This window comes from Pseudomonas sp. HN2, from assembly GCF_020736465.1.
In the GTDB taxonomy this organism is placed as follows: Bacteria; Pseudomonadota; Gammaproteobacteria; order Pseudomonadales; family Pseudomonadaceae; genus Aquipseudomonas; species Aquipseudomonas moraviensis_A.
This window is the reverse complement of the sequence record NZ_CP085885.1, coordinates 1,340,757-1,353,229: the sequence shown is the minus strand read 5'-3', so window position 1 is coordinate 1,353,229 and position 12,473 is coordinate 1,340,757. Positions and strand designations below refer to the sequence as shown.

The 12,473-nt window shown below is 59.4% G+C and carries 16 protein-coding genes and 1 pseudogene; 8 read left to right on the top strand and 9 right to left on the bottom strand.

The features are described from left to right. Window positions 1-230 precede the first annotated feature (230 nt). A complete protein-coding gene (locus LIS66_RS05900) occupies window positions 231-704 on the top strand; it encodes a GNAT family N-acetyltransferase (RefSeq protein ID WP_227973792.1) in 474 nt (157 codons plus the stop codon). Continuing rightward, a pseudogene (locus LIS66_RS27905) lies at window positions 631-981 on the top strand (hypothetical protein); the annotation flags it as partial. The gene LIS66_RS05900 and the pseudogene LIS66_RS27905, both read left to right, overlap by 74 nt. A 373-nt stretch (window positions 982-1,354) precedes the next feature. On the opposite strand, the gene LIS66_RS27900 reads toward LIS66_RS27905, so the two are convergent. Continuing rightward, window positions 1,355-1,402 carry an SEC-C metal-binding domain-containing protein gene (locus tag LIS66_RS27900; RefSeq protein WP_223259094.1) on the bottom strand — a complete coding sequence of 16 codons (48 nt, stop codon included), beginning with the start codon at window positions 1,400-1,402 and terminating at the stop codon, window positions 1,355-1,357. 267 nt (window positions 1,403-1,669) lie between these two features. Here LIS66_RS27900 and LIS66_RS05885 point away from each other — a divergent pair, with 267 nt between their 5' ends. The 3 genes from LIS66_RS05885 (at window position 1,670) to tsaA (ending at window position 3,922) form a co-directional block, all read left to right on the top strand. Beyond that, complete coding sequence (locus LIS66_RS05885) at window positions 1,670-2,140, top strand: DUF1456 family protein (protein WP_064364222.1); 471 nt, start codon at window positions 1,670-1,672, stop codon at window positions 2,138-2,140. Between the two features lie 129 nt (window positions 2,141-2,269). After that, window positions 2,270-3,040: an SDR family oxidoreductase gene (locus LIS66_RS05880; protein ID WP_227973791.1), complete on the top strand. Its 771-nt coding sequence runs from the start codon at window positions 2,270-2,272 to the stop codon at window positions 3,038-3,040. A 183-nt stretch (window positions 3,041-3,223) separates the two neighbouring features. Next, window positions 3,224-3,922, top strand: coding sequence for a tRNA (N6-threonylcarbamoyladenosine(37)-N6)-methyltransferase TrmO (gene tsaA / locus LIS66_RS05875; protein WP_042607043.1), 699 nt, complete (start codon window positions 3,224-3,226; stop codon window positions 3,920-3,922). Between the two features lie 156 nt (window positions 3,923-4,078). Here the strand turns inward: tsaA and fpr are convergent, their stop codons facing one another. Further along, window positions 4,079-4,858, bottom strand: coding sequence for a ferredoxin-NADP reductase (gene fpr / locus LIS66_RS05870; protein WP_007908723.1), 780 nt, complete (start codon window positions 4,856-4,858; stop codon window positions 4,079-4,081). A 132-nt stretch (window positions 4,859-4,990) separates the two neighbouring features. Here fpr and LIS66_RS05865 point away from each other — a divergent pair, with 132 nt between their 5' ends. Continuing rightward, window positions 4,991-5,917, top strand: coding sequence for a LysR family transcriptional regulator (locus tag LIS66_RS05865; RefSeq protein ID WP_042607042.1), 927 nt, complete (start codon window positions 4,991-4,993; stop codon window positions 5,915-5,917). On the opposite strand, the gene LIS66_RS05860 is transcribed toward LIS66_RS05865, so the two are convergent. The 3 genes from LIS66_RS05860 to LIS66_RS05850 form a co-directional block, all read right to left on the bottom strand. Beyond that, a complete protein-coding gene (locus tag LIS66_RS05860; RefSeq protein ID WP_042607041.1) occupies window positions 5,914-6,276 on the bottom strand; it encodes a diacylglycerol kinase in 363 nt (120 codons plus the stop codon). The two genes, LIS66_RS05865 and LIS66_RS05860, sit on opposite strands and share 4 nt — an antisense overlap. 74 nt (window positions 6,277-6,350) lie before the next feature. Next, a complete protein-coding gene (gene erdR / locus LIS66_RS05855) occupies window positions 6,351-7,001 on the bottom strand; it encodes a response regulator transcription factor ErdR (protein WP_027611090.1) in 651 nt (216 codons plus the stop codon). 224 nt (window positions 7,002-7,225) lie between these two features. Beyond that, window positions 7,226-7,972, bottom strand: coding sequence for a tRNA-uridine aminocarboxypropyltransferase (locus LIS66_RS05850; RefSeq protein ID WP_042607040.1), 747 nt, complete (start codon window positions 7,970-7,972; stop codon window positions 7,226-7,228). A 189-nt stretch (window positions 7,973-8,161) separates the two neighbouring features. Here LIS66_RS05850 and LIS66_RS05845 point away from each other — a divergent pair, with 189 nt between their 5' ends. Further along, the gene (locus tag LIS66_RS05845; RefSeq protein ID WP_042607039.1) at window positions 8,162-8,587 is read left to right on the top strand and encodes a PA3611 family quorum-sensing-regulated virulence factor; all 426 of its coding nucleotides are present in this window, start codon (window positions 8,162-8,164) and stop codon (window positions 8,585-8,587) included. On the opposite strand, the gene LIS66_RS05840 is transcribed toward LIS66_RS05845, so the two are convergent. Beyond that, window positions 8,588-8,785 (bottom strand): hypothetical protein, encoded by a 198-nt coding sequence (locus LIS66_RS05840; protein ID WP_039762578.1) that lies wholly within the window; start codon window positions 8,783-8,785, stop codon window positions 8,588-8,590. It lies immediately after the preceding gene. A gap of 339 nt (window positions 8,786-9,124) precedes the next feature. Between LIS66_RS05840 and LIS66_RS05835 the strand changes: the two genes are divergently transcribed. Further along, entirely contained in the window at window positions 9,125-10,240 is a 1,116-nt protein-coding gene (locus tag LIS66_RS05835; RefSeq protein ID WP_227973790.1) for a TIGR00730 family Rossman fold protein, read from the top strand. 61 nt (window positions 10,241-10,301) lie between these two features. Here the strand turns inward: LIS66_RS05835 and recX are convergent, their stop codons facing one another. The 3 genes from recX to LIS66_RS05820 all read right to left on the bottom strand — a co-directional run bounded on the left by recX (window position 10,302) and on the right by LIS66_RS05820 (window position 12,423). After that, a complete protein-coding gene (recX, locus tag LIS66_RS05830) occupies window positions 10,302-10,772 on the bottom strand; it encodes a recombination regulator RecX (protein ID WP_227973789.1) in 471 nt (156 codons plus the stop codon). Window positions 10,773-10,780: 8 nt separating this feature from the next. Beyond that, a complete protein-coding gene (recA, locus tag LIS66_RS05825; protein WP_024011876.1) occupies window positions 10,781-11,839 on the bottom strand; it encodes a recombinase RecA in 1,059 nt (352 codons plus the stop codon). 83 nt (window positions 11,840-11,922) lie between these two features. Continuing rightward, on the bottom strand, window positions 11,923-12,423 hold the full coding sequence (locus LIS66_RS05820) for a CinA family protein (RefSeq protein ID WP_042607054.1): 501 nt from the start codon (window positions 12,421-12,423) through the stop codon (window positions 11,923-11,925). Between the last annotated feature and the right edge of the window lie 50 nt (window positions 12,424-12,473).

Here is a 12,473-nt window from a genome sequence, read left to right as displayed (position 1 = left end):
GATCACCTTCCCCCTCGCCCCCTTGGGGGAGAGGGTTGGGGAGAGGGTTGGGGTGAGGGTTGGGGTGAGGGTTGGGGTGAGGGGGAGAGCTCTTGCCGGCGACAGAAATAGCCAGCCAGACACCGCAACAAAAACAAAAAGCCCCGCTCTTTTCCGAGATACGGGGCTTTTTTGCGGCTATCGTTTAGCGGGGGACGGACTCCCTTGAAACGTACAAGAGGCACACGCACATGCGTCAGCATTCGGTCATTCACACACCGAAAATCAGCGATTACCAAGAACTGACCCTGGTCTGGGAGGCCTCGGTCCGGGCGACTCATCAATTCCTGCCGGACAGCTACATCGAGCTGCTGCGCAATCTGGTGCTTACCCGTTATCTCGATGCGGTGATGCTGATCTGCACCAAAGACGCCCAGCAGCGCATCACCGGGTTTGCCGGAGTGGCGGCGGGCAAGATTGAAATGCTGTTCATCGATCCCGATCATCGTGGCCGTGGTTTAGGTAAACAGCTGCTTAAATATGCGATCGAACGGCTGAACGCCGATGAACTCGACGTCAACGAACAGAACCCGCAGGCGCTGGGGTTTTACGAGAAACAGGGCTTCGAGGTGGTCGGACGCTCCGAGGTCGATGGCATGGGCCAGCCCTACCCGTTGCTGCATATGCGCCTGCGGCAGTCCCAGCAGCGCTCAGGCAACGGCTGACACACCACAACCCTGTAGGAGTGAGCCTGCTCGCGATAGCGCCAGACCAGCCGACAACAATACTGAATGTCATAAAGCAATCGCGAGCAGGCTCACTCCTACAAATAACGATACCGAAATGGAACCGGGCTTAACCGCTTCCACACAGGTACAATGCCCACCCCTTTTTTGTTACGGCCCTGTCATGACTGACCCGATTCGCCTCTCCAAACGCCTCATCGAACTGGTCGGTTGCTCCCGCCGGGAGGCCGAGCTGTTCATTGAGGGCGGCTGGGTTACCGTGGACGGCGAAGTCATCGATGAGCCGCAATTCAAGGTTGGCGATCAAAAGGTCGAGCTCGACAAGGACGCCAAGGCCACCGCGCCGGAGCCGGTGACCATCCTGCTCAACGCCCCCGCCGGCATGGATGTCGACAGCGCCATGCAGTCGCTCAGCGCCGAAACCCTCAGCGAAGAGCACCGCTACGGCAAACGACCGTTGCGCGGACATTTCCTGCGGCTCACCGCCAGCGCCGACCTGCAGCCCAAGGCCAGCGGCCTGCTGGTGTTCACCCAGGACTGGAAAATCCTGCGCAAACTCACTGCCGACGCCGCGAAGATCGAGCAGGAATACATTGTTGAAGTAGAGGGTGAGATGGCTGCCCACGGCCTCAATCGCCTGCAGCACGGCCTGACCCACAAGGGCAAGGAGCTGCCACCGGTCAAGGCCAGCTGGCAGAACGAAAACCGTCTGCGCTTCGCCATGAAAAACCCGCAGCCGGGAATCATCGCGCAGTTCTGTGAGGCGGTCGGTCTCAAGGTCATCGGCATCCGCCGCATCCGCATCGGCGGCGTCTCGATCGGCAAGGTTCCGCTCGGCCAATGGCGCTACCTGTCCGGCAAAGAGAAGTTCTGACACTTCCACCGCCGTCCCACATTCCGGCAGCGCTCGCGAGCGCTGCCCACAACGCATCAGGAATACCGACATGGTTCATAACGACGTACTGCGCAGCGTGCGCTACATGCTCGACATCAGCGACAAGAAAGTCGTCGAGATCATCAAGCTCGGCGGCCTCGACGTCACGCTCGCCGATGTAATCACCTGGCTGGACAAGAAAGAAGAAGACGAAGAAGGTTTCGTGCGCTGCCCCGACGAAGTCATCGCCCACTTCCTTGATGGCCTGGTGATCTTCAAACGCGGCAAGGACGAAAGCCGTCCGCCGCAGCCGATCGAAGTGCCGGTGACCAACAACATCATCCTGAAAAAGCTGCGTGTGGCTTTCGAACTGAAAGAAGACGACATGCACGCGATTCTCAAGGCCGCCGAGTTTCCGGTGTCCAAGCCTGAGCTGAGCGCGCTGTTCCGCAAGGTTGGCCACACCAACTACCGCCCGTGTGGCGACCAATTGCTGCGCAACTTTCTCAAAGGGCTCACGCTGCGCGTTCGCCCGGCCTGATGCCCTTTTGCGGTGGCGACTGATGGTCGCCACCGCAGCGCATAACCGCTCATTCCCTCTGAAAATAGTGGCTCCGCTTTTCGCGGCTGGCGACTAGGGTGTATTGATCCCTAATCTTCAGGACTCGCCATGCATCCCTACTTTTCCCTTCAAGGCCGCACCGCTCTGGTGACCGGCGGCACCCGTGGTATCGGCAAAATGATCGCCAGGGCCTTTGTCGAGGCCGGCGCCCGTGTCTACGTCTGCTCTCGCGACGCTGAAGCCTGCCATCAAACGGCTGAAGAACTCAGCGCCTTGGGCCAGTGCCACGGCGTGGCGGCGAACCTGACGACGGAAGAAGGTGTGCAGGAGCTGGCTGCGCGCCTGGGGGAGCAGATCACTCATCTGGACATTCTGGTGAATAACGCCGGCACCACCTGGGGGGCGCCGCTGGAGAGCTACCCGGTCAAGGGCTGGGAGAAAGTCATGCAGCTCAACGTAACCTCGGTGTTCAGTTGCATCCAGCAGTTTCTGCCGTTGTTGCGCAAGGCTGGCTCGGCGGCGAATCCGGCGCGGATCATCAATATCGGTTCGGTGGCGGGAATTTCTTCGTTTGGCGAGCAGGCTTACGCCTATGGGCCGAGCAAAGCCGCGCTGCATCAGCTGTCGCGAATTCTCGCCCGGGAACTGGTGAGCCAGCACATCAACGTCAACGTAATTGCGCCGGGGCGCTTTCCGAGCAGGATGACGCAGCACATTGGTAATGATGAGCAGGCGTTGGCTGACGATACTGCGCTGATTCCGATGAAGCGCTGGGGGCGTGAGGAAGAGATGGCGGCGCTGGCGATCAGCCTGGCGAGTACGGCGGGGGCCTACATGACGGGGAATATCATTCCGCTGGATGGTGGGTTCAGCCTCTAAGATCGGCGGTGACGCTATCGCGAGCAGGCTCACTCCTACAGGGATTTTCAGCGAGCACAGATTTTGTGTACACCCATGACCCTGTAGGAGTGAGCCTGCTCGCGATGGCGTCAGCCCAGTCGCCACCTGCCATAAGGTCTGCCGGGTTATCATGCCCGCCCTACCCCGCTTCGATCCCAAACCATGACCTACAGCGTTTCCCCCATCGGCTTCGTGCGCTCCTGCTTCAAGGAGAAGTTCGCCATTCCCCGCCAGCCCCAACTGGCCCCGGCTGCCCGGGGCGTGCTGGAGCTGGTCGCACCGTTCGATCAGGGTGACGCCGTGCAGGGCCTGGAACAGGTCAGCCACGTCTGGCTGTTGTTCCTGTTTCATCAAGCCCTGGAAGAAAAGCCGCGCCTGAAGGTGCGTCCGCCCCGGCTGGGCGGCAACAAGTCGATGGGCGTATTCGCCACCCGCGCCACACACCGACCGAACGGCATCGGTCAGTCGGTGGTGAAGCTGGACAAGGTTGAAGCCCATCGGTTGTTCATTTCCGGGATCGATTTGCTCGACGGGACCCCGGTGCTGGATATCAAGCCGTATGTGCCATACGCCGATATCATCCCGGGGGCGACCAACCACATCGCCAGCGCGGCGCCGCACTTGATCGATGTGCAGTGGACGGATTCGGCGCTGCAACAGGCGCACATACACGCACAGCGCCTCGACGAGCCGCTGGTAGAACTGATTGAGCAGTGTCTGGCGCAGGATCCACGGCCGGCGTATCAGACACCGGCGCCGGAACGGGAATATGGCGCGCAGTTCTGGGATCTGGACGTGCGCTGGCATTACCCGACGCCTGCGCAGATTTGCGTGCTGGAAGTCATCCCGGCTGGCGAATGACACCCGCAAACGAAAAAGCCCGCGCTGCCTTCTCAGGCTACGCGGGCTTTTTGCTTTTCTGTAGGAGTGAGCCTGCTCGCGATTTCGGTGGATCAGTCAAGATGGATTTCGACTGACGCGGCCCTATCGCGAGCAGGCTCACTCCTACAAGGGGTGTTATTTTTCGACGAACGCACGCTCGATCAGATAATCACCCGGCTCGCGCATCCGCGCCGAGATCTTCAGGCCGAAGCTGTCGAGCACTTCGCTGGTCTCGTCGAGCATGCTCGGGCTGCCGCAGATCATCGCGCGGTCGTCCTGCGGGTTGATCGGTGGCAGGCCGATGTCGCTGAACAGCTTGCCGCTGCGCATCAGGTCGGTCAGGCGGCCCTGGTTCTCGAACGGCTCGCGGGTCACGGTCGGGTAGTAGATCAGCTTGTCACGCAGCGCCTCGCCGAAAAACTCGTTCTGCGGCAGGTGCTCGGTAATGAATTCGCGGTAGGCGACTTCGTTGACGTAACGCACGCCGTGAACCAGGATCACTTTTTCAAAGCGCTCGTAGGTTTCCGGGTCCTGAATGACGCTCATGAACGGCGCCAGACCGGTGCCGGTGCTCAGCAGGTACAAGTGCTTGCCCGGGTTCAGGTCATCAAGAACCAGCGTGCCGGTAGGCTTCTTCGAGATGATGATCTCGTCGCCTTCCTTCAAATGCTGCAGCTGGGAGGTCAGCGGACCGTCCTGTACCTTGATGCTGAAGAACTCGAGATGCTCTTCCCAGTTCGGGCTGGCGATCGAGTAAGCGCGCATAAGCGGGCGGCCGTTGGGTTGTTGCAGGCCGATCATCACGAACTGACCGTTCTCGAAGCGCAGGCCCGGATCGCGGGTGCACTTGAAGCTGAACAGAGTGTCGTTCCAGTGATGAACACTGAGGACACGCTCGTGGTTCATGTTGCTCATGTACGTTTGACTCCTGGAGATTGGTCTGCGCGGCTCGATGAGGCTTAACGTGCGCAATTGCATCGCATTCTAATAGCGACGACAATATCTGTTAACTGGATTATTAAGATAAGGGTTATCGGTTATATCGATATGCGATTTACTCTCCGTCAACTGCAAGTCTTCGTCGCCGTCGCCCAGCAGGAAAGCGTATCCCGTGCTGCGGGTCTGCTCAACCTCTCGCAATCGGCGGCCAGCACTTCGATCACCGAGCTCGAGCGCCAGTCCAGCTGCCAGCTGTTCGACCGCGCCGGTAAGCGCCTGAGTCTCAACGCCCTCGGTAAACAGCTGTTGCCGCAAGCGGTGGCCCTGCTCGATCAGGCCAAGGAAATCGAAGACCTGCTCAACGGCAAATCCGGTTTCGGCTCTTTATCAGTGGGGGCGACGCTGACCATTGGCAACTATCTGGCAACCCTGCTGATCGGCAGTTTCATGCAGCGCCACCCCGAAAGTCAGGTCAAGCTGCACGTGCAGAACACTGCGAATATCGTGCAACAAGTCGCGCATTACGAAATTGATCTGGGTCTGATTGAAGGCGATTGCAGCCATCCCGACATCGAAGTGCAGAGCTGGGTCGAAGATGAGCTGGTGGTGTTCTGCGCGCCACAGCATCCGTTGGCCAAACGCGGCAGTGCGACAATGGAAGAGCTGACCCACGAGGCGTGGATTCTGCGGGAACAGGGTTCCGGCACGCGCCTGACCTTCGATCAAGCCATGCGCCACCACCGCAGTGCGCTGAACATTCGGCTGGAGCTGGAACACACTGAAGCGATCAAACGCGCGGTAGAGTCAGGCCTGGGGATTGGCTGTATCTCGCGGCTGGCGCTGCGCGATGCCTTCCGCCGCGGCAGCCTGGTGCCGGTCGAGACGCCGGATCTGGACCTCGCCCGGCAGTTCTATTTCATCTGGCATAAACAGAAGTACCAGACCTCGGCCATGCGCGAGTTTCTCGACCTGTGCCGCGCGTTTACCGCCGGGGTGCAGCGCAGCGACGAGATCGTCTTGCCGACCATCGCTTAAAGCAGAATCACCGCCCACACCAGCGCGATCATGCTCAATGCCACGAACTGCGCGGCGCTGCCCATGTCCTTGGCATTTTTCGACAGCGGATGCAATTCCAGCGAGATGCGGTCAATGGCCGCTTCCACCGCCGAATTGAGCAGCTCGACAATCAGCGCCAGCAAACAAACAGCGATCAACACTGCCTGCTCGACTCGGCTGACATTGAGGAAGAATGTCAGCGGAATCAGCACCACGTTGAGCAGCACCAATTGGCGGAACGCTGCTTCGCCGGTGAAGGCGGCACGCAAGCCGTCAAGCGAATAGCCGGACGCGTTGAGGATGCGTTTCAGGCCGGTCTGGCCCTTGAAAGGTGACATAAAGAAGAAACCAACCAAAAAGGAGTGGGGAAGCTAGATCAACGAAAGTCAAAAAAGCGTGAAACAGCCAGCCATCACTGGCTCGGAATTGACTCAAGTTGTTGCAGCAGTAAAGCCGCTTGCGTGCGAGTGCGCACATTCAATTTGCGAAAGATCGCCGTGACGTGAGCCTTGATGGTCGCTTCCGACACGCTCAACTCGTAGGCGATCTGCTTGTTCAGCAGGCCTTCGCAGACCATGGTCAGCACGCGGAACTGTTGCGGCGTCAGGCTGGCCAGACCATCGCTGGCGGCTTTCGCCTCATCCGACACGCTCACCGCTTCGAAGGCTTGCGGCGGCCAGAACACATCGCCATCGAGGACTTTGCGCACCGCTTGCTGGATCACGTTCAAGTCGCTGGACTTGGGAATAAAGCCGCTGGCACCGAACTCGCGGGACTTGACCATCACCGAAGCTTCTTCCTGGGCCGAGACCATCACCACCGGAATCTGCGGATACTGTCCGCGCAGCATGACCAACCCGGAAAACCCGAAAGCGCCGGGCATGTTCAGATCCAGCAGGACCAGGTCCCAGTCAGACTTTTCGGTCAGGCGTGCTTCCAGTTCGGCGATGCTCGCCACTTCCACCAGCCGAACATCCGGGCCGAGGCCCAGCGTCACCGCTTGATGCAGGGCACTACGAAACAATGGGTGATCATCGGCAATCAGGATGTCGTATGTGGCCATTTTTCAAATGATCCTGTTTTTGATGGCAGACCCGGTGCATTCCGGTCTGGCCAAAACAACTCAAGATGTCGCTTTTGAAGCGATATCCACAGGGGCACGTTCAACGCCAATCAACTGCAAAAACGGCGTTTCAAACCTTGGCCGCACCCTAATCGGCGCCAAGCATGCCCAGCGAAGCCGGGGTGGTCAAGCAAGATGGCCAGCGCTGTCGACAGTATGGGCCACTATCGGGCCAACTCCGGCTGCGGCTTTCGTATATAAGGCAACAACTCGGCGTGAGCGGGAGTTGATTCATTCACGTCCAGTTGCTGCTTGGCACCCAGGTAATGCTGGCTGAACACATCGAAGTAGGCGTCCAGTGCCGATGCCGCATCGCTGTCACCGGCCAGTTCCAGACATAACGCGGCGACTTCAGCGGTACACAAATGCTCGCTGCGAGTCGAGCGGCGCAAGCGATAGCGCGAGAGTTTGTCGGGCAGCAGACTGAGAATCGGCAAACGATCGAAATACGGACTCTTGCGGAAAATCTTGCGCGCTTCGGTCCAGGTCGCATCGAGCAGAATGAACAACGGACGCTTGCTGCTATCGACGCTCACCGTGTTGGTTACCCGCGACGGCTCGACATATTCACCCGGAAACACCAGATACGGCTGCCATTGCGGATCGTTGAGCAATGCGAGCATCTGCGGGTCAGGCTCGGTGCGCGACCAGATAAACGCGTGGTTGTCGCGCACGACGTCGGCAATCAGCCAGCCGGTGTTGCTGGGCTTGAACACTTCCTTGCCGGTCATGATCAGGCACACGCCGGAACGGGTGTCGACGCTCGGCCGCCACGCGCACAGGCAATGGCTGATGATCACTCGGCAATCACGGCAGCGCTCGGAGCGGAACCCGCGCGCCTGAATCGGCTTGATGCCTTCATCTTCGCGCTGATCGCGCAGGCGGGCCACGGCGTTGGGGGCATGGTTCATCGCAGGCGACACCGGCAGACAGGGAAACTCGACACGAACGACACTCGGCAGGGCAATAAAGGCCGGCAGTTTACCAGAGCGACGGCTACAAGCCTGTACCGTCCAGACCGGCTCCCCTATAATTCGCCGCCACTGAACGCACCGCCCCGTGACGGGTCGAACCACCAGTCACCGAATCAGGAGAGTTTCATGCTGCGCCTTATCGTTCCCACCGCTGCCATTCTGCTGGCGTCGTCCTTTACTGCTCAGGCTGCGTCCCTGAGTGAGCAGAATCTGAACCGAGAGCTGCGCAACGTCGCCGCCCAAAGCAGCGTCGGCACGCCACGGGCGATCAATGAAGACATTCTTGATCAAGGCTACACCGTCGAAGGCACGCAGTTGATCAACCATCTGAGCGTGCAGAAGAGCCACGCCGACAAGATGCGCGCCGATCCCAAGGCTGTGTACTTTCAGTTGGGCGCGTCGGTCTGCAATAACCCGTCGTACCGCAAGCTGATGGCCAAGGGCGCGATCATGCGTTACGACTTCACCGAAGTGAAAACCAACAAAGCGATCGGCTCGGCGAGCTATCAGGAATCCGATTGCCCGAAAACTGCGCCCGCCAAGAAAAAGTAATCAGCGTGAAGCGTTAGCGCGCCGCTGTTCATCCTCGGCGCGCAGTTCCGCCACCAGCGCCTGCAGATAACGCGAGCGACGCTCGCCGCCAGCCAATCGTCGGCAGCACTCTTCCTCGAGACTCAATTGATTGGTCTTGGCCGACTCCTGCAACATTCGATACAGTTGCGTATCGATCTCCAGAACCACTCTGGCCATGCATCCCGCCTCCTTGCCACCCACGAATCCATGAATTGCCGGCCTTGCGCAAACGCAAGGTTGTCTTGCGACATCTGTATTTGAGTAAATCAGAGTGATGGCCCTTCGCGACACGTTCAGACGAGCGGCGAGGCTTTGTTGCAATCCAGTAAGCGGTTGCCACGCAAAACGTTACAGCGCACTGTTCAAGTCGGCACGAATGCGTGGGAGGGTCTAGATTCAGAGTATTCCCGATCATTCGTTAACGGCAGAAATGGAACTGCCGGCCCTGTGTGTTTTTGCAGTGCGGCTCGGACGTTCTCGTCAGAGTCACTCGCTCTGTGCAGAAGGAGACGTTGAATGCCCTATCAACCGAACGACCTCTTGAGCCGTCATTTTCAGGAACGCGGCGACCTCATCAGCCAGGTCGAAGCCCAACTCGACCATGTTTCCCCCAACAGCCCGAACATCCCCATCTACCGCGACATGATCCTGACTGTGCTGCGTATGGCTCAGGAAGACCACAACCGCTGGAACGCCAAGATCACCCTGCAAGCCCTGCGTGAACTGGAGCAGGCGTTTCGCGTGCTTGAGCAATTCAAGGGCCGGCGCAAAGTCACCGTATTCGGCTCGGCACGTACGCCAGTGGAACATCCGCTGTACGCGATGGCCCGCGAACTCGGCGCAGCGCTGACCCGTGCGGACATGATGGTCATCACCGGCGCCGGCGGCGGCATCATGGCCGCCGCCCACGAAGGGGCCGGGCGAGATCACAGCCTGGGTTTCAACATCACCCTGCCCTTCGAACAACATGCCAACCCCACCGTCGATGGCACCGACAATCTGTTGCCCTTCCACTTTTTCTTCACCCGCAAACTGTTCTTCGTCAAAGAGGCCGATGCGCTGGTGCTGTGCCCGGGCGGTTTTGGCACCCTTGATGAAGCGCTGGAAGTGCTGACGCTGATCCAGACCGGCAAAAGCCCATTGGTGCCGGTGGTGTTGCTGGATGTCCCGGGCGGGACGTTCTGGCAAGGCGCGCTGGATTTCATCCGCAACCAACTGGAAGACAACCGCTATATCCTGCCGACGGATATGAAGCTGATGCGGCTGGTCTACAGCGTTGAAGACGCGGTGGAAGAGATCAATCAGTTCTACAGCAACTTTCACTCCACCCGCTGGCTCAAGCGGCAGTTCGTGATACGCATGAACCACAAGCTCCGCGAGCAGGCATTGGCGCAGATGCAGGAGGAATTTGCTGACTTGTGCCTGAGCGACCAGTTTCATCAACACGCCTACAGTGGCGAAGAACATGATGATGCACAGTTCAGCCATCTGGCGCGGCTGGCGTTCGCCTTCAACGGCCGCACCCATGGTCGTCTGAGAGAGTTGGTGGACTTTATCAACCTGCCGGAAAACTGGGCAGACTCAAAACCGCCCACCGCACAACGCTCGCGCGAACCTTCCAACGTGATCTGAAGGCAAAAAAAAAACGGCCCGCTATTTTTAAAAATAGCGGGCCGTTTTTTGTTGAATCGATTTAATCGTCCATCTCTCGACCGCTGAACAATCGGTTGATCATCTCCATCGAGAACCCCCGATACGCCAGAAACCGGCCTTGTTTGGCTCTTTCTTTCGCATCAATCGGTAAATGCCCGGAGAACTTGCGTTGCCACGTGTCCTGAAGCTGCGCCTGCCAATTGATACCGCTTTCGCGCAGGGCGACTTCGATATCGGTACGTTGCAAGCCCCGCTGGCTGAGCTCCTCACGAATTCGCAATGGGCCATAGCCGGAACGGGCTCGGTAGGAAACAAAACTTTCAAGGTATCGCGCTTCTGAAAGCAGTCCCTCTTCCGTCAGACGGTCGAGGGCTGTTTCGATCAGCTCCGCGTCGGCGCCGCGCTGACGCAGCTTGCGCGTCAACTCGACGCGACCATGCTCGCGGCGTGCGAGCAGGTCCATGGCGGTTCGCCGCACCGCGACGAGGGTATCCAGTACGGCGGTGGTCATCGCTGCGATCAGAGGTCAGCGTCGGCCAGGTCGTCTTCGGTCTCTTTGACCGCCGAGGCCTTGGAGTCTGCAATCACTGCTGGCGACAGCAGCTTATCACGCAGTTGCTTCTCGAGCTTCGCGGCGATTTCCGGGTTGTCCGCCAGGAACTTGGCCGAGTTGGCCTTGCCCTGACCGATCTTGGTGCCTTCGTAGGCGTACCAGGCGCCGGACTTCTCGACGAAACCGTGCAACACACCCAGGTCGATCATCTCACCGTTGAGGTAGATGCCCTTGCCGTAAAGAATCTGGAATTCGGCCTGACGGAACGGCGAAGCCACCTTGTTCTTCACAACCTTGACGCGGGTTTCGCTGCCGACCACTTCGTCGCCTTCCTTCACCGCGCCGGTACGGCGGATGTCGAGACGAACCGAAGCGTAGAACTTCAGCGCGTTACCACCGGTGGTGGTTTCCGGGCTGCCGAACATCACGCCGATCTTCATACGGATCTGGTTGATGAAGATGACCAGGCAGTTGGCGTTCTTGATGTTACCGGTGATCTTACGCAGCGCCTGAGACATCAGACGTGCTTGCAGGCCGACGTGCATGTCGCCCATTTCACCTTCGATTTCAGCCTTCGGTACCAGTGCCGCCACGGAGTCGACGATGATCACGTCAACGGCGTTGGAGCGCACCAGCATGTCGGTGATTTCCAGGGCCTGTTCGCCGGTGTCCGGCTGGGAAACCAGCAGGTCGTCGACATTGACGCCCAGCTTGCCGGCGTACTCTGGATCGAGGGCGTGCTCGGCGTCGACGAATGCGCAGGTCGCGCCGGCTTTTTGCGCCTGGGCGATGACCGACAGTGTCAGTGTGGTTTTACCGGAGGATTCAGGACCGTAGATTTCAACGATACGGCCTTTTGGCAGACCGCCGATGCCGAGTGCGATGTCCAGACCCAGAGAGCCAGTAGAGATGGCCGGGATCGCCTGACGGTCCTGATCGCCCATACGCATTACGGCACCCTTGCCGAATTGACGTTCGATCTGACCCAGGGCCGCAGCCAAGGCTTTCTTCTTGTTGTCGTCCATTAAAGTCCTCACGTAATCAATAAGGCCTGACGGCCAACACCTGTATAAGTAGCCAGTATTATTCCACAGCGCTCGAAGATCGCCTACCCCTGATTTTCGATTTCTCGTGCCGCTAGTCGCACAAGCCCCTCTAGCGCGGCCTTCACCGTTTGTCGGCGGACTTCATCACGGCCGCCGGGGAAGTGCTGAACCTCACTGTAAACCGCGTCGCCCACACCCCAGGCGAGCCATACCGTGCCCACCGGCTTGTTCGGCGTGCCGCCGTCGGGACCGGCGACACCGCTGACCGCCACGGCAAAATGCGCCAGGCTGTGCTGCTGCGCACCGCGCACCATGGCCTCGACCACTTCGCGACTGACCGCCCCTACTGTCTCGAACAAATCACCCGGCACATTCAGCTGGCGGGTTTTCTGCCGGTTGGAGTACGTCACGTACCCGGCCTCAAACCAGGCCGAACTGCCCGGAATCCGCGTGATCGCTTCGGCAATCCCGCCGCCGGTGCAAGACTCGGCGGTGGTGACGTGGGCATTGAGCACTTGCAGACGTCGGCCCAGTTCGGCGGCCAGTTGGGTGGTCTCTTTCACGGCGAGCTCCGGATCGTGTGGAATGTCTTCACCGTACACGAGCCGGACGC

What these genes read in the sequence shown, in the direction of transcription:
- LIS66_RS05865 (WP_042607042.1), top strand. Translation starts at nt 4,991, where the DNA reads ATGCGATTTACTCTCCGTCAACTGCAAGTCTTCGTCGCCGTCGCCCAG.
- LIS66_RS05850 (WP_042607040.1), bottom strand. Translation starts at nt 7,972, where the DNA reads ATGAACCATGCCCCCAACGCCGTGGCCCGCCTGCGCGATCAGCGCGAA.
- LIS66_RS05835 (WP_227973790.1), top strand. Translation starts at nt 9,125, where the DNA reads ATGCCCTATCAACCGAACGACCTCTTGAGCCGTCATTTTCAGGAACGC.
- tsaA (WP_042607043.1), top strand. Translation starts at nt 3,224, where the DNA reads ATGACCTACAGCGTTTCCCCCATCGGCTTCGTGCGCTCCTGCTTCAAG.
- LIS66_RS05900 (WP_227973792.1), top strand. Translation starts at nt 231, where the DNA reads ATGCGTCAGCATTCGGTCATTCACACACCGAAAATCAGCGATTACCAA.
- fpr (WP_007908723.1), bottom strand. Translation starts at nt 4,858, where the DNA reads ATGAGCAACATGAACCACGAGCGTGTCCTCAGTGTTCATCACTGGAAC.
- LIS66_RS05885 (WP_064364222.1), top strand. Translation starts at nt 1,670, where the DNA reads ATGGTTCATAACGACGTACTGCGCAGCGTGCGCTACATGCTCGACATC.
- LIS66_RS05845 (WP_042607039.1), top strand. Translation starts at nt 8,162, where the DNA reads ATGCTGCGCCTTATCGTTCCCACCGCTGCCATTCTGCTGGCGTCGTCC.
- LIS66_RS05880 (WP_227973791.1), top strand. Translation starts at nt 2,270, where the DNA reads ATGCATCCCTACTTTTCCCTTCAAGGCCGCACCGCTCTGGTGACCGGC.
- recA (WP_024011876.1), bottom strand. Translation starts at nt 11,839, where the DNA reads ATGGACGACAACAAGAAGAAAGCCTTGGCTGCGGCCCTGGGTCAGATC.
- LIS66_RS05860 (WP_042607041.1), bottom strand. Translation starts at nt 6,276, where the DNA reads ATGTCACCTTTCAAGGGCCAGACCGGCCTGAAACGCATCCTCAACGCG.
- recX (WP_227973789.1), bottom strand. Translation starts at nt 10,772, where the DNA reads ATGACCACCGCCGTACTGGATACCCTCGTCGCGGTGCGGCGAACCGCC.
- erdR (WP_027611090.1), bottom strand. Translation starts at nt 7,001, where the DNA reads ATGGCCACATACGACATCCTGATTGCCGATGATCACCCATTGTTTCGT.
- LIS66_RS05840 (WP_039762578.1), bottom strand. Translation starts at nt 8,785, where the DNA reads ATGGCCAGAGTGGTTCTGGAGATCGATACGCAACTGTATCGAATGTTG.